This is a genomic window from Streptomyces sp. NPDC058964 (assembly GCF_042741275.1).
GTDB lineage: Bacteria > Actinomycetota > Actinomycetes > Streptomycetales > Streptomycetaceae > Streptomyces.
The window spans coordinates 5,351-20,535 of the sequence record NZ_JBHYKH010000112.1 but is presented as its reverse complement, the minus strand read 5'-3'; the positions used below and the strand labels follow the sequence as shown (position 1 = coordinate 20,535).

The 15,185-nt window shown below is 71.7% G+C and carries 12 protein-coding genes; 6 read left to right on the top strand and 6 right to left on the bottom strand.

Annotated elements, in window-relative coordinates; translation table 11 throughout:
- From ACFW2E_RS16530 to ACFW2E_RS16520, 3 genes are all read left to right on the top strand, one after another.
- On the top strand, positions 1 to 845 hold an 845-nt coding region (locus tag ACFW2E_RS16530), incomplete at its 5' end, for a PP2C family protein-serine/threonine phosphatase (RefSeq protein WP_384466945.1).
- Positions 842 to 1,906 (top strand): B12-binding domain-containing protein, encoded by a 1,065-nt coding sequence (locus tag ACFW2E_RS16525; protein ID WP_384466943.1) that lies wholly within the window; start codon positions 842 to 844, stop codon positions 1,904 to 1,906. The genes ACFW2E_RS16530 and ACFW2E_RS16525, both read left to right, overlap by 4 nt.
- 124 nt (positions 1,907 to 2,030) lie before the next feature.
- Positions 2,031 to 2,636 carry a class I SAM-dependent methyltransferase gene (locus ACFW2E_RS16520; protein WP_384466941.1) on the top strand — a complete coding sequence of 202 codons (606 nt, stop codon included), beginning with the start codon at positions 2,031 to 2,033 and terminating at the stop codon, positions 2,634 to 2,636.
- A gap of 554 nt (positions 2,637 to 3,190) precedes the next feature.
- On the opposite strand, the gene ACFW2E_RS16515 is transcribed toward ACFW2E_RS16520, so the two are convergent.
- From ACFW2E_RS16515 to ACFW2E_RS16490, 6 genes are all read right to left on the bottom strand, one after another.
- Complete coding sequence (locus ACFW2E_RS16515) at positions 3,191 to 5,149, bottom strand: helix-turn-helix domain-containing protein (protein ID WP_384466939.1); 1,959 nt, start codon at positions 5,147 to 5,149, stop codon at positions 3,191 to 3,193.
- 74 nt (positions 5,150 to 5,223) lie between these two features.
- Positions 5,224 to 6,261 carry a branched-chain amino acid ABC transporter permease gene (locus tag ACFW2E_RS16510; protein WP_384466937.1) on the bottom strand — a complete coding sequence of 346 codons (1,038 nt, stop codon included), beginning with the start codon at positions 6,259 to 6,261 and terminating at the stop codon, positions 5,224 to 5,226.
- Positions 6,258 to 7,238, bottom strand: coding sequence for a branched-chain amino acid ABC transporter permease (locus ACFW2E_RS16505; protein WP_384466935.1), 981 nt, complete (start codon positions 7,236 to 7,238; stop codon positions 6,258 to 6,260). The genes ACFW2E_RS16510 and ACFW2E_RS16505 overlap by 4 nt, the downstream gene beginning before the upstream one ends.
- 69 nt (positions 7,239 to 7,307) lie before the next feature.
- A complete protein-coding gene (locus tag ACFW2E_RS16500) occupies positions 7,308 to 8,555 on the bottom strand; it encodes an ABC transporter substrate-binding protein (RefSeq protein ID WP_384466933.1) in 1,248 nt (415 codons plus the stop codon).
- A 13-nt stretch (positions 8,556 to 8,568) separates the two neighbouring features.
- The gene (locus tag ACFW2E_RS16495) at positions 8,569 to 9,312 is read right to left on the bottom strand and encodes an ABC transporter ATP-binding protein (RefSeq protein WP_384466931.1); all 744 of its coding nucleotides are present in this window, start codon (positions 9,310 to 9,312) and stop codon (positions 8,569 to 8,571) included.
- Positions 9,305 to 10,063 carry an ABC transporter ATP-binding protein gene (locus tag ACFW2E_RS16490; RefSeq protein WP_384466929.1) on the bottom strand — a complete coding sequence of 253 codons (759 nt, stop codon included), beginning with the start codon at positions 10,061 to 10,063 and terminating at the stop codon, positions 9,305 to 9,307. The genes ACFW2E_RS16495 and ACFW2E_RS16490 overlap by 8 nt, the downstream gene beginning before the upstream one ends.
- Positions 10,064 to 10,302: 239 nt before the next feature.
- Here ACFW2E_RS16490 and ACFW2E_RS16485 point away from each other — a divergent pair, with 239 nt between their 5' ends.
- The 3 genes from ACFW2E_RS16485 (at position 10,303) to ACFW2E_RS16475 (ending at position 15,080) form a co-directional block, all read left to right on the top strand.
- Positions 10,303 to 11,910 carry a long-chain fatty acid--CoA ligase gene (locus tag ACFW2E_RS16485; protein WP_384466927.1) on the top strand — a complete coding sequence of 536 codons (1,608 nt, stop codon included), beginning with the start codon at positions 10,303 to 10,305 and terminating at the stop codon, positions 11,908 to 11,910.
- Positions 11,911 to 11,994: 84 nt separating this feature from the next.
- Positions 11,995 to 13,362: a tannase/feruloyl esterase family alpha/beta hydrolase gene (locus ACFW2E_RS16480; protein WP_384466925.1), complete on the top strand. Its 1,368-nt coding sequence runs from the start codon at positions 11,995 to 11,997 to the stop codon at positions 13,360 to 13,362.
- Between the two features lie 230 nt (positions 13,363 to 13,592).
- Positions 13,593 to 15,080: a PHB depolymerase family esterase gene (locus ACFW2E_RS16475; RefSeq protein ID WP_384466923.1), complete on the top strand. Its 1,488-nt coding sequence runs from the start codon at positions 13,593 to 13,595 to the stop codon at positions 15,078 to 15,080.
- The last annotated feature ends 105 nt before the right edge of the window (positions 15,081 to 15,185 follow it).

Here is a 15,185-nt window from a genome sequence, read left to right as displayed (position 1 = left end):
CCCTGATAATCGATTTCGCCTTCCATGCCGGTCTGGCTCTGTCGACCGCCGTCCTAAACGACCCGCAGGCCCATACTGCGGCCGTGCTCCAGTCGGGCCTCGATCCGGCGCCGCTGCCCGAGGTGCCGGGGGTGCGGCTGGGTGCCGCCTACCGTCCCGCCCCGGATGCACTGGGCTTCGGCGGCGACTTCTACCAGGTGGAGCCTGCGCGGGACGGCGGCGGGGGCGTGGAGTTCGCCCTGGGGGACGTCTGTGGCAAGGGCGTCGAGGCAGCCGTGCTCACCGGTCACGTCCGCCAGAGCCTGCGGACCCTGGCCCTCGTCGAGTCCCGGCCGCTCCGTGTGCTCGACGTGCTCAACCAGTCGCTGCTCGAGGCGGACTCGGGCCGGTTTGCCAGCCTGGTCATGGGCGCGGCCCGTCAGGGCGCCCAGGGCACCCTGGACGTCGTACTCGCCGGTGGCGGGCATCTGCCGCCGCTGGTGCTGCGCCGTGATGGCACCGTGGAGGCTGTGGACGTGGGCGGGATGCTGGTCGGGGCCCTGCCCGGCGCGGAATTCGGCCAGGCCGGTGTCCGCCTGGCACGCGACGAGCTGATCCTGCTCTACAGCGACGGGGTCACCGAGGCACGGGGCGGCCCCACCGGTGCCGAGGAGTACGGGTCGGAGCGGCTCGCGCACGACCTGGCGGGCTGCGCGGGGATGCCCGCCGGTGCGGTCGCCGAGCGGATCGACCTGCGCGTCGCCGAGTGGCTGGCTGGGCATGCCCACGACGACATCGCGGTGCTGGCGCTCCAGTCGTCGCCCCCCTCGCCCGGTTCGACCGGCGCCGCCGGAGCCCCGCGGTGACCGGCGCGTCCGCCGTCGCGCCGGGGGTCCGTGCCGCCTTCGACGACCACCTCGCCCACGCCGACGAGACCGGGGCCACCGCGCTCGCCCTGGGCCTGCTGCGGGCCGGGGTCGCGGCGGAGGACGTTCTGCTCCGTCTGATCGCCCCGGCACAGGCCGCTGTCGGCGCTCGGTGGGTGTCCACGGAGTGGAGCGTGGCGCAGGAGCACGCCGCCACCCACGTGAGTGAGCGCGTGGTGAGCGGCGTGGCCGCCGCGGCCGCCGAGCTGCGGCCCCGGGACTCTGCACCGGCCCGCCGTGTCGTGTTCGCGTGCGTCGAGGGAGAGCGCCACACCCTGCCCGCACGGATCGCCGCCGAGGTGTTGCGGCTGCGCGGCTTCGACGTGACGTTCCTGGGCGCCAACGTCCTCGCCCCGCGCCTGGTGTCCCACCTGCACCGGCAGGGGCCCGACCTGGTGGGCCTGTCGTGCATGATCCCGGTGCGCTTGCCTGCCGCACACCACCTCGTCGAGTGCTGCCGGCGCGCCGGGGCGCCGGTGCTCGCGGGCGGCTCGGGCTTTGGACCCGGAGGCGTCTGGGCCCGCACGCTCGGAGCCGACCTGTACGCGCCCGATCCGGCCGCCGCCGCCGAGACGCTCGCCGTGCGGTGGCCGCAGACCCCACGGGAAGCGGCGCCCCTGGAGCACCTCGCCGACGAAGAGTACTTCCGGATCGTGGGGCAACGGGCCGAGTTGCTGCGGCGGCTGCTCGCCCACCTGCTGCAGAGGTACCCGCGGCTGCGCGACCCGGGTGCGGAGCACGCTGAGGCCGTTCTGGAGGACCTCGGCCGTCTCCCGGACGTCGTAGCCGCGGCAAACTACGTCGACGATCCGCAGGTCCTCACCGACTATCTCTCCTTCGGCGCGGAGTTCCTCCACGCCCGCGGCGTGCCCACCGCCGCTCTGGGCGCGGCCCTGGCGACGCTGTCCGAGCCCCTCGGCGGCCTTCCGCGGGCGGCCGCGCACCTGGACGCCGGGCGGCGCTGGCTCACGGCCGCGGGCCACGCCGTCCCGCCCGGCTGACGGCGGGGCCCGGCTGACGCCCGGCGTCAACCATTCACCACTCGCAACATCTGGGCCGCAGTGACGTCGAGCATCAGCCGAGTCACTTCTTCGACCGGCACACGGACGACCTATTGTTGCCCTCATGAGCCGCTGGGAGGAGTTGACCGGAGGGACATCCGGACAGGACTACGCCGCACGGTTCGCGGCCCTGGCCCGTAGCGGGAAGGACGTCCACGGTGAGGCGCGCTTCTGCGCGGCGCTCGTGCCTGCCGGAGCGCGGGTGCTGGACGCAGGGTGCGGCACCGGACGGGTCATGATCCGGCTTGCGGAGCTCGGGTACGACTGTGTCGGGGTGGATCTTGACGCGTCGATGCTGGCAGTGGCACAGGAGCAGGCGCCGGACCTGCCCTGGTTCCGGGCCGATCTGGCCAAGTTCGAGCCGGAGCTGCTCGGCATTGCGGCGGACTTCGATCTCGTGGTCGCTGCGGGCAACGTTTTCCCGTTGCTGGCCGCCGGGACCGCGGCCGTGGTGGTGAAGCGCCTGGCCGCAGCCCTGCGCCCGGGCGGACTGATGGTTGCCGGCTTCGGTCTGGCCGAAACCCACCTGCCCGTGCCGCCCAGCATCACCCTGGGCGAGTACGACGACTGCTGCCTCGCGGCCGGCCTCACCCTTGCCGACCGCTTCGCCACTTGGGACGCCGACCCTTACGACGGCGGCGGGTATGCCGTCAGCGTCCACCGCCGGTGAGGTTGTACGGCGCCCCCGCGGTTCTTGCACCACGAGGTGCCCCTGCGCCACCACGACCGTATCGTCAGCGGCCGATTCCCCCCTCGGACACAACCACCGACGATACGGTGACGAGGGCCTCGACCTGACGGTCGCGGTCCTCGTTGCGTTGCCGTAGGCGATGGTGCGGCGTCGTCCTCGACCCCGCCGGGCAGCGGGGCGTGTGGGAGGCCAACGTCCCCGGCTACGGCACCGAGGTGGCGGGCCGACTCAATGCTGAACGCGGGCTGCCGGCGGCGGATCTGGCCTCGAGTGTGTGGAGGAGCTGCTCGGCCGCGCGGGCGACATCCCTTTCCGCGCCACACCCCAGCCAGACGCACGAGCCTTTCGGACGGGCGGCCGCGGATATGCGCAGGGCGCGGACATGGACGAATTCGTCTGTGGGCGCCTCGTGCCCGGGCCCGGGACCTGGCCGCGGGCTCGCCTTGAAGGCCAGCACCGGATGTGAGGGGTCCCAGGCCTCGGTGCAGCGAGCCACCGGACCACTCCACAGACTCCGCAGGTGGCACAGACCCTTACGGCGCGGACAGGACGCTGTGGATCTTCAGGGCGAGGTGGACCTGGAGGGCGTGGTCGCCATGGCGCCACTGGTCGCCCAGCAGGGTGGTGATCCGGTCGATGCGTTGGTAGAGGGTGTTGACGTGGACGTAGAGGTGGGCGGCGGTGCGGGTGAGGCTGGAGTCGCAGGCGAAGTAGGCCAGGAGGGTGCGGACGAGTTCGCCGCCGCGGCGGTCGTCGTACTCCAGGACGGGACCGATCGTGCGCTGCATGAACCGGTGCAGTTCGTCGCCACCCGTCTGGCTGAACAGCAGCCCGTAGATGCCGAGTTCGTCGGAGGTCGCGCCGTCGCCGTCCCGGTCCAGGGCGAGCAGGACGCACAGGCACTGGGCGGCATCGCGGTGGCCCTCCGTCAGAGCGTCGAGGCCGGGGCCGACGCTGGTCGCGCCGGCGGTGACGGGATCGCCGACGGCCTGAGTCAGGTAATTGGCGAGTGTGCGGGCGGTCGGGCCGGGTTCGTGGTCGCCGGGAAGCAGGACGATGACGTCGCCGCGGTACTCGCCGGCCAGGCCGTGTTCGCGTGTGGCGAAGGCGGTGGCCGCGTCGGCGACGGTCCGGCGGTGGCCGTCGCCCCGGCAGCGAGCCGCGAGCACGGTGTGTGGCCGGATCAGGTCCAGTCCCATGAGGGCGGCGCGCCGACGCAGCCCCTCCGGGTCCCGGTGCGGCGTCCCGAGCAATTCCTCCAGGATCTCGCCGCGCAGCCGGTGCTCGGCCTCGGCGACGCTGCGCTCGCTCAGCAGCACGAGCGCAGTGACCAGCGCCGCGCGTTCCAGCGATCGTATGTCTCCGGCGTCGAGGCGGTCGCCGACCAGCGCGACGCAGCCGAGCACTTCGGCTCCGGCCATGATCGGCGTGGCGCAGGCCGCCGTGCCCGGCTCGGAGCCCGGTATCCGCCGGGTGCGACGGGATTCGATGCTCAGCACGCACGCCTCCCGCACCGCGCGGGCCGCCTGGGACGCCTCGGGCAGGGTCCCGTCGGCGCGGGCCCGCTCCACCACCGGGTCGTCGCCGATGGCGGCCATGACGCGGCCGTCGGCGTCGAGGACCAGGATGCTGCCGCCGAGGACGTCGGCGAGGTTCTGGGCGATGTCGGCCATGCCGCCGCCGTGGAGCACGATGTTGGTGAGCCGTTCGTGCAGGGCGGCGGCCTGCTCGACGGAGGCGCTGTGCGCCTGGATGACGGCGTTGGCCTCGGTGAGGTCGTCGACGGCACGCCGGACCTCCTCGAAGAGGGTGGCGTTCTCGATGGCGATGGCGGCGTGGTTGGCCAGCGAGACCAGGAGGGCCACCTCGTGGTCGGTGAACGGGCGGGAGCTGCGGTTGGCCGCGAACAGCACGCCGATGACCTTCTCGCCCAGCTTGAGCGGCACGCCCTGGATGGCGATCAGGCCCTCGTCCCCCACGACGTCGTCGACGGTGTGCTCGAAGCGAGCGTCTCGCAGGTAGTCGGGGGTGTTGTAGGGGACGGCGGTCTTGGCCACGAGGCCGCCGAGGCCCGCGCCCATCGCGAGCCGGGCGCGCTTGAACGCGTCGGTGCGGATGCCGTCGGTGACCCGCACGTGGTTGTCGTTGCGCTGCGCGTCGTGGAGCATCAGATAGGCCGCGTCCGCCGCCAGTAGGACCCGGCCGCGGCGGACGATGGCCTGCAGGACCGCCTCCAGGTCGCGCAGCGAGGACAGGTCGCCCGCGGTCTCGTACAGCGCGGCCAGTTCGTCCTCGCGACGCCGGCGTTCCTCCAGTTGGTCCCGTACGTGCAGGGCGTCCTCGACGAGTGCGTGCACCTGTGCCACGTCGGCGGCCGGACAGCCCTCCAGGAGGGCCCGGTACTCCTCGGGCGCGGCGCGGTCCCTCAGCAGGCGCAGGACACGGCGTGCGGTGTCGATCCCGGGGATCGTCGATGACAGATCGGTGGTCATGGTCCCCCTTGGGCGGCTCGGGGCGGGCACCGTGGTGCGGGTGGCCCGTGGACGTGCGACCAGCGGGTTCCCGCCTACGATGACACGCGTTGGGCGGTGCCGTCGTGGTCCTGTGGGGCGGGCTCAGCGGTCGAGTGCCCGTCCGCTCCCGGTCCGGAGCGGCGTCGTAGCGCGTGCGCGGCGGTGCCCCAGACGCCACGGCGGAAGACGAGGACGGCGACGATGAACACGGAGCCGGTCACCAGGTCCGTCTGCTCGAATCCCGCGGTGGACAGCCAGTCCTCCAGGCGGACGACGACCGCGGCGCCCATCACGCTGCCCCACAGCGTGCCGATGCCGCCGAGGACGGTCATCACCACCACCTTGCCGGAGGTGGTCCAGTCGACCTCCTGGAGCGAGGCGAAGCCGTGGTTGACGGCGTACAGCCCGCCCGCGAGACCGGCGAGGAACGCCGAGATCACGAAGGCGACGAGCTTGTATCGATCGGCGGGATACCCCAGGGCCCGCACCCGGTCGGGGTTCTCCCGGACGGCGGTGACGACGCGGCCGAACGGCGAGTGCAGGACCCGCCACGCCGCGGCGAGCGCGATCAGCACCACGGGCAGGGCGGCGTAGTAGAAGACGAAGGCGTCCGACAGGTCCACCCCGAACAGGTCGCGCGGAATGCCCTGCAGTCCGTTCTCGCCGCCCGTGAGGCCCTCCCACTGGTTGGCGATGAAGTACACCATCTGCGCGAACGCCAGGGTGACCATGGCGAAGTAGATGCCGCTGCGGCGGACCGCCAGCCAGCCGATGGGCGCGGCCAGCAGGGCCGCGGCCACCGCCCCGCCCAGGACGGCGGCGTAGAAAGGCAGTCCGCTGTGCAGGGCGATGATCCCGGTGGCGTAGGCCGAGGTGCCCCAGAAGGCGGCGTGCCCGAACGACAGCAGTCCGGCGTGCCCGAGCAGCAGGTCGAAGGCGACGGCGAACAGGCCCCAGCACAGGATGTCCGTCGCCACCGGCGGATACAGCGTCCACGGCAGGCCGAACGCGAACAGCAGTCCGACGGCGAGCAGGGCGCCGCGGACCCAGGCGGGCCTGTCGTGCAGCCGGTCCAGGAATCTGGTGATCATGCGTGTTCCTCCTTGCCGAACAGCCCGGCGGGGCGGAGCAGCAGTACGACGGCCATCAGCAGGAAGACCGAGGTCTGGGACAGGACGGGGACGTAGAGGCTGCCCAGGGCCTGGAGCATGCCGATGACGAAGCCGGCCAGCACCGAGCCGAAGACGGAGCCGAGGCCTCCGATGACGACGACCGCGAAGACCGTGATGATCAGGTCCGCGCCCATGGAGGAGTTGACCGCCCGCATCGGCGCGGCGAGCACACCGGCGAGCCCGGCCAGGCCGATACCGAAGCCGAAGACCGGCGTGACCCAGCGTCCGGTGTCGATGCCGAACGCCCGCGGGAGGTCCGGGCGTTCGGTCGCCCCCCCTCCCCCCCCGCCGCCCCCGCCCCTCCCCACACCCACCCACCACCCGGCCGCCCCCCCGCGTCGGGTGCCCCCCCCTCCCCCCTGCTTGGGGCGGGGGGGTCCCCTCGCCGCCCGCACCACCATGCCCACGCGGGTGCGGGTGAGCAGCAGCCACACGGCGAGGCAGACCGCCACGGACACGCCGAGCGCGAAGACCTGGTAGCCGGGGAAGTCGAACAGGCCCAGGCTGAGGGAGCCGGTGAAGGGGGCGTGGTCGTAGGGCTGGGAATGCGAGCCGTATCTCATGCGCAGCAGGTCCTGGCAGACCAGGGCGATGCCGAAGGTCAGCAGGAAGTTGTACAGCGGGTCCAGGGCCGTGAGGCGGCGGATGATCAGCCGCTCCAGCAGGGTGCCCGCGACCGCGAGCGCGAGGGGAACGATGAGCAGCGCCCACCAGAAGCCGAGCCCGGCGTCGTCGGCGAGGACGACCGCGCCGAAGGCGCCGAGCATGTAGACGGCGCCGTGCGCGAAGTTCACCACCCGCAGCATGCCGAAGATGACGGCGAGGCCGAGGGCGAGCAGCGCGTAGAAGCCGCCGCTGACCAGGCCGTTGAAGGCTTGTTGGAGGAACGAGGTCATGGGGTGTCCTGTCGTCCGGCGACGGACCGCCCGCGCCGTAGCGGGCGGTCTGCCTGTCTGTCTGCGTCGTCAGCTCAGGTGGCAGTCGGGCGAGGGCCGGTCGAACGCCTTCGCCGCGGGGATGACCGAGACGAGCTGCGTGTAGTCGCCGTCCTCCGAGGCCTGTGCCGGCGACTTGACCTTGGCGAGGTAGGCGTCATGGACGAGTCGGTGGTCCTGCGGCCGCAGGGTGCCGTTACGGGCGAAGAAGTCGTCGATCTTGATGTCGTCGAGCTGCTTGGAGACTTCTTCGGCCTTGTCGGTGCCCGCCTTCTGCACGGCCTCCATGTAGTGCGTGGCCGCCGAGTAGTCGGCCGCCTGGTCGAAGGTGGGCCGTTTGCCGGTGCGCCGCTCGAACCGGTCGGCCCAGGCGCGGGACTTGGCGTCGTAGTTCCAGAACCAGGCCGTGGTGAACTGCGTGCCGGCGAGCTTGTCGGCGCCCACGGCCTTGATGTCGCTGTCGAAGAGCAGTCCCAGGGCGAGCTTGATGCCCTTGTCCTTCAGCTTGAACTGCTCGTACTGCTTGATCACGTTGGCGAGGTCGCCGCCGGCCTGCAGGGCGCCCAGGACGTCCGGCTTCGGCTTCAGGCCGGGCGCCTTGAGCAGGAACGTGGAGTAGTTGTCACTGGGGAAGGGAGTGGGATCCTTGGCGACGACCTTCCCGCCCGCACCCTCGATGGCGGTGGTGAACTTGGCCTGCATGTCCTGCCCGAAGGCGTAGTCGGGGTAGATCATGTACCAGTTCTTCGCGCCCGCGGCGGTCACGCTGGCGCCGGTGCCGTGGGCCAGCATGTAGCTGTCGTAGGCCCATTCGTAGGTGTACGGGTTGCAGGACTTGCCGGCGAGTTCGGTGGTGGCCGCCGCGGTGTTGAAGTACAGCTTCCTGGACTGCTGGGCGACGGAGGCGACGGCGAGGGCGGCGGAGGAGGTCGGCACGTCGAAGATCGCGTCCACCCGCTTGCGCTCGTACATCTCGCGCGCCTGGGTGTTGGCGACCTCCGGCTTGTTCTGGTGGTCGGCCTTGACGACCTCGATGTCCTTGGTGACGGCCTTGTCGCCGTACTTCTTCTTGAAGTCGTCGACGGCCATCCGGACGGCATCGACGGAGCCGGGGCCCGCGATGTCGGCGTACACGCCGGACAGGTCGGTGAGCACGCCGAGCACGATCTTGTTGTCGCTCACCTTCCCGCCGCCGGAGCTGGGACCGCCGCCCCCGCAGCCCGCGAGCAGCGTCCCCACCGCGGCCGTGGCCACGAGCGTCGACAATGTGCGTTTCATGGATGGGGCTCTCTCAGATATCCGGCCGGGGGGTGAGGGGATCCACCCCCGGGGCGGGGGGGGCACACAGACCGTGGGGGGGGTGGTGTACCCCCCCGGGGGCCCGGACGTCGTCGTTGTCGAGCGACTCGACGACGCGGCCCTGGGCGAGGAGGTAGTGACGGTCGGCGACCGTGGTGGCGAAGCGCAGGTTCTGCTCTACGAGGAGCACGGCCACTCCGTGCTGTTTGGCCTCGCGCAGGATCTCGCCGATGCGCTGGACGGCCACGGGGGCGAGCCCCTCGGTCGGCTCGTCGCACAACAGGAGCCGGGCGCCCGCCCGCAGCACCCGGGCGAGCGCGAGCATCTGCTGCTCGCCGCCGGACAGCTTCGCGCCGGGGAAGCGGCGACGGGCGGCCAGCGCCGGGAAGGTGTCGTAGACCCACTCCAGCGTCCAGGGCGAACCGCCCTTGACCGGCGGCAGGGTGAGGTTCTCCTCCACCGACAGATGGGCGTAGACGCCCCGGTCGTCGGGGACGAAGCCCAGTCCGAGGCGGGCGCGGCGGTGTGCGGGCGCGGTGGTGATGTCCCGGCCGGCGAAGCGTACGGAGCCGGACGTCGCCTTGTGCAGGCCCATCGCGCAGTGCAGCAGGGTCGTCTTGCCGGCGCCGTTGCGGCCGACGAGCGTGACGACCTCGCCCTCGCCGACCCGCAGGGAGACGTCGTGCAGGACCTCGGCCTCGCCGTAGCCCGCGCCGATGCCGTCGATCTCAAGCAATGTCGGCCCCCAAGTACGCCTCGACGACCTGCGGATCCGCCTTGACCTCGGCGTACGGGCCCTCGGTGAGCACCTCGCCGCGCTGCAGTACGGTGACGGTGTCGGCGAGGGAGCCGACGACGCTCATGTTGTGCTCGACCATCACCACGGTGCGGCCCGCGCGGATGCGAGCGATCAGCTGCGTGGTGCGGTCGACGTCCTCCAGGCCCATGCCCGCCGTCGGCTCGTCCAGCAGCAGCATCTTCGGCTCCGAGGCCAGCGCGACGGCCAGTTCCAGTGCGCGCTTGCGACCGTAGGGCAGGATCCCTGCGGGGGAGTGGGCCAGGTGCGCCAGGCCGACCTCGTCGAGCAACTCGGCGGCGCGGGCGGAGAAGCGGCGCATCACCTTGTCCGAACGCCAGAAGCGGTGGCTGAGGCCGGTTCCCGCCTGGAGCGCCAGCTCCACGTGCTCACGCACGCTCGACTGCGGGAACAAGCTGGTGACCTGGAAGGAACGGGCCACCCCCAGCCGGGCGACCCGCTCCGGCGGCAGTCCCGTCACGTCGTGGCCGTCGAACGTGATGCCACCGCCGGACGGCTTCAGGAACCCGGTGAGCAGATTGAACAGGGTGGTCTTGCCGGCACCGTTCGGTCCGACCAGGGCGTGCACGGTGCCCTCCGTGACGGTCAGGTCCACCGCGTTCACGGCGCGGAAGCCCTGGAACTCCTTGGACAGACGGTGCGTGACCAGGATGGCGCGCGGTTGTGTCATGACGCCCCTCGGCAGCGCGGAAACGTCGGCGGATGCCGATGCGACGCAGACGTTAAATTCGGCCATCTCGCACGGCTACGGAGACAACCTCCACACCGACCGGCTCGCGAGTGTGGGATCCTTCCGGCCATACGTCCCGCCCGGCCGCCGCGGCATGGGGATTGACCCCACCACAAGTGCTCCCGGACTGTGCGTTCCCTACGTGGCCCGGCCGCCGCGCGGCGCCCACGATGTGCGCCATGGCGATGATGGACACCCCGCTCAACACCTGGCTGCTCTTCGACCACGCCCCGCGGTACTTCCCCGACACCGAAGTGGTCACCCGGTTCCCGGACGGCCGCGTGCACCGCTACACCTACGCCGCCTTCGCGCGCCGTGCCCAGCAGCTGATGCACGCCCTCGACGCCCTCGGGCTGGAACCCGGCGACCGCGTGGCGACCCTGGCCTGGAACGGCTATCGGCACCTGGAGGCGTACTGGGCCGTGCCCTGCACCGGGCGGGTCCTGCACACCCTGAACCTGCGGCTCTCGCCGGAGGACCTCGCGTACATCATCGGCCACGCCGACGACCGTGCCGTCCTCGTCGACCCGGACCTGCTGCCGCTGCTGGAGAAGGTGCACGCGCGAGGCGGCCTGAAGGGCGTACACCATCTGGTGGTGCTCTCCGACACGGTGCCGCCGACCTCACTGCCGGGCGTTGTCGCGTACGAGGAGCTGATCGCCGCCCACCCGGGTGCCTACGAGCCCCGGGACATCGACGAACGCGCGCCGCTCGGCCTGTGCTACACCTCCGGCACCACCGGCCGCCCCAAGGGCGTGGTCTACACGCACCGCTCCACCGTTCTGCACGCCATCGCCGCTTCCTCGCAGGCCGCCATGGCGATCGGGCCGGCCGACCGTGTCCTGCCCGTGGTCCCGATGTTCCACGCCAATGCCTGGGGCATCCCCTACACCGCCACCCCGTACGGCGCCAAGCAGGTGTTCTCCAGCGGCCCGCTGGACCCGGCCGCCCTGGTCGAGCTGATGGCCGCCGAGCACGTGACCGTCGCGGCGGGCGTGCCCACGGTCTGGATGACGGTCGCAGACGAGATCGCCGCCCGCGGCGGCCTGCCCGGCCTGCGGCACCTGCTGTGCGGCGGCGCCCGCCCGCCCCGCTCACTGATCGAACGCTACCGACGCGACTTCGGTATCCCCCTGGTCCAGGTGTGGGGCATGACGGAGACCTCGCCACTGGCCTCGCTCGCCTGGCCCAAGGAGCGGATGACGGACTGGGACGAGACACGGATCACCGACGCCGTCCGCACCCGGGCCGGACTGCCGCTGCCCGGTGTACAGATGGAGATCCGTGACGAGAACGGCCGGCCGCTCCCCTGGGACGGTTCCTCGATGGGCGACCTTCTGGTGCGCGGCCCGTGGATCGCCGACTCCTACCTCGGGGGCGACGGCGCCGACGCCTTCACCGAGGACGGCTGGTTCCGCACCGGCGACATCGCCATAGGCTCACCGCACGGCTACATGGTCGTCGCCGACCGCGCCAAGGACCTCATCAAGTCGGGCGGCGAGTGGATCTCCTCGGTGGACATGGAGTCGGCGGTCATGGCCCTGCCGGAGGTCGCCGAGGCCGCGGTCGTCGCGGTCCCGGACGAGAGGTGGCAGGAGCGGCCCCTGATCTGCGTCGCCACCCGACCCGGCAGCACCGTCACCCTCGAACGTGTCCGGGACCACCTCGAACGCAGCGGCTTCTCACGCTGGCAACTGCCCGACCGGATCGAGGTCATGGAGGCCATCCCGCGCACCGGAGTCGGCAAGTTCGACAAGAGGACGCTGCGCAAGCGTTTCGACGTCTGATCCTGCCCGCCTCCACGGCGTGACCGACGCGCGGACGCCTCTCCCCGCACGCACAGCCCGCCCCAAGAACCTGGAGCCGCATCCATGCACCCCAGCCGACGAAGCACCCTTGTGACCGCCGCCCTGCTCGCCACGGCGGCGATGACCCCCGGCGGCCCGGCCCGAGCCGCCGGCAACGCGCCCGGCCGACGCGGCCACCGGATCACCGTCCCCGGTGCCGAACTCCAGCAGATCTCCTGTCACGACGACCTCACGACCAGCGCCCTCGCCGGCACCCCCTACACCGACACCGCCGACCAGGCCGGCCTGATGGCCCGGGGCACCCGCAACCCCTCCGGCGTGCCCGGCCTGCAGATCGACGGCTACTTCCCCGATTCCTCGCAGCTGAACACCACCCACGGCTGGGACCACGACGCCCAGTTCGTGATCCGCCTGCCCGAGCACTGGAACGGCAAGCTGGTCGTCACCGGCGCGCCCGGCGTCCGCAAGCAGTACTCCCTGGACGCCCTCATCTGCGACTGGGTGCTGGCCCAGGGCTACGCGTTCGCCTCCACCGACAAGGGCAACAGCGGCCCCGACTTCTACACCGACGGGCGGCGTCCGGGCGGCGCGATCGCCGAATGGAACCGCCGAACCACCCAACTCACCCGCGCAGCCAAGGCCGTTGTGGCCCAGCACTACGGTCACGCCCCACGGCGCACCTACATGACCGGCATCTCCAACGGCGGCTACCTCACCCGCTGGCAGCTGGAGAACCACCCCGAGCTCTACGACGGCGGCGTCGACTGGGAGGGCGCCCTGTGGCGGCCCGACGGCCCCAATCTGTTCACCTTCCTGCCCACGGCGGTCGCCCGCCAGCTGGGGCAGGCCGGCGACGAGGACATGTACGCGGCCGGTTTCACCCGGGGCACGGAGTTCCTGTGGCCGTACCACGAGAAGGTGTACTGGGGCCTGACCCAGAAGATCTACCGCGCCGAGTTCGACCCCGGCTACGACCCCGAGTGCCCCGGCGCCTCTGCCGGTTCCACCACCGAGGAGATCCTCGCCCCCTGTCCGTCCGACGCCGCCTACGACTACGTGGCGCGGCCCGGTTCGGTCCATGACGCCGTAGCCCGAATCTCGCTCACCGGCCGCATCGGCAAGCCCATGATCACCCTGCACGGCACGCTGGACACGCTGCTGCCCATCGGCGTCCAGTCCGACGTCTACGCGCGGATGGTCGCCGATCAGGGCAGGGCCGGCCTGCACCGCTACTACCGCATCGAGGGCGGCAATCACGTCGACGGTCTCTACGACACCCACCCCGACGAGCTGCGGCCGATCCTGCCTTGCTACCGAGCCGCCTTCACCGCCCTGACGGACTGGGTGGAGCACCACAAGGAGCCGCCGACCAGCCGGACCGTTCCCAGACCCGCTTCGGGCGACCTCGTCAACACCGGCTCCCTGGACTGATCCTCCGCCGGACCGGGCCCCGGCAGCGGCTTCCCGCCGCCGGGGCCCGTGCACGCCACAACGGTGAGGACCCACAGGTACGACCACCGCGACATGGGGCGCACCCCCATTACGGCCTCCGACGGGCCGGACGTAACGTCCCCGTAACTCCCAAGCCATGCACCCGCATTCGAACCAGGAGCACGGCTGCGTCCCCCCTCCCCACCCGTCGCGATCACCCAGGTGGCACGATGAACCCCACATCCCCCCATCCGCTGCCGCGCCGCTTGTGGCGCCGCATGTGGCCGCGCCCCGCCTCCGCGGCGACGCTGGTCCTGTCCCTGATCGCCGTGGTCCTCGGGCTTTCCCCGACCCCGGCGCAGGCCGCGAGCCTGCAGGAGGTCACGGGCTTCGGCACGAACCCGGGCAATCTGCAGATGTTCCAGTACGTGCCCGCCAACCTGCCGTCCGGCGCGCCGCTGGTCGTCGCCCTGCACGGCTGCACCCAGAGCGCCGGCGACTACTACAGCCACTCGGGCTGGCCCAAGTACGCCGACATGTACGGCTTCGCCGTGGTCTTCCCCCAGACCACCGGCTCCAACAACGCCAACTCCTGCTTCAACTGGTTCCAGTCGTCCGACTACACCCGGGGCCAGGGCGAGGCGCTGTCGATCAAGCAGATGGTGGACTACGCCAAGTCCCACTACGGCAGCGATCCCGGCCGGGTCTACGTCACCGGGCTGTCGGCCGGCGGCGCCATGACCTCGGTGATGCTCGCCGACTACCCCGACGTGTTCGCGGGCGGCGCGATCGACTCCGGCATCCCGGCGGGCTGCGCGACCGACCTCTCCAGCGGTCTGACCTGCCAGAACAGCGCGGTCAGCAAGACCCCGCAGCAGTGGGGCGACGCGGTCCGCAGCGCGTCCGGCGGCTGGGGCGGGCCCTGGCCGCGCGTCGCGGTCTGGCAGGGCACCGGCGACACCACGGTGAACCCGGCCAACGCCACCGAGGAACGCGACCAGTGGACCGACGTCTGGGGGATCAGCCGGACCCCGTCCTCGACCACCACCCTGACCGGCGGCACCACTCAAGCCGTGTACAACGACTCGAGCGGCAAGCCCGCCGTGGAGACCTTCTCCGTCTCCGGCATGGCGCACGGCCTCGCGGTCAGCCCCGGCTCCGGAACCGACCAGTGCGGCAGCACCGGCACCTACTACCTCAACTACATCTGCTCGTCGTACTGGACCGCGAAGTTCTGGGGCCTGGACGGCGCGGGCGGGGGCGGCACCGGCAGCCTCCCGGCACCCACCGGGCTCACCGTCACCGGCACGACCGACACCACCGCGTCGCTGGCCTGGTCCGCGGTGAGCGGCGCGACGTCGTACAACGTGTACCGCGGCGGCGGCAAGGTCGGTTCGACCACTGGTACGTCGTACACCGACACGGGACTGGGCTCCGGCACGAAGTACACCTACACCGTCGCCGCAGTGGACTCCGGAGGCGCGGTCGGCGCCCAGTCGTCGGCGGTCCCGGCCACGACCACCGGGTACCAGCCGCAGTGCTTCACGGACAACAACTACAACCAGGTCGTGGCGGGCCGCGCCCACCAGAGTCTCGGCTACGTCTACGCCAACGGCTCCCATCAGAACATGGGTCTCTACAACGTCGCCGTCACCCACACCCTTGAGGAGACCTCGTCCGGCTACTACGTGATCGCCGACTCGGGCTGCCCGTCCTGACGGACCGGACCGGCCGTGCCGTGCGGCGGGGGGGGGGGCCACAAGACGAGGTAAAACACCCCCCCGGCGCGGCAGGTGGTGGAGAAGGGCGAGGGGCGCGGGGGA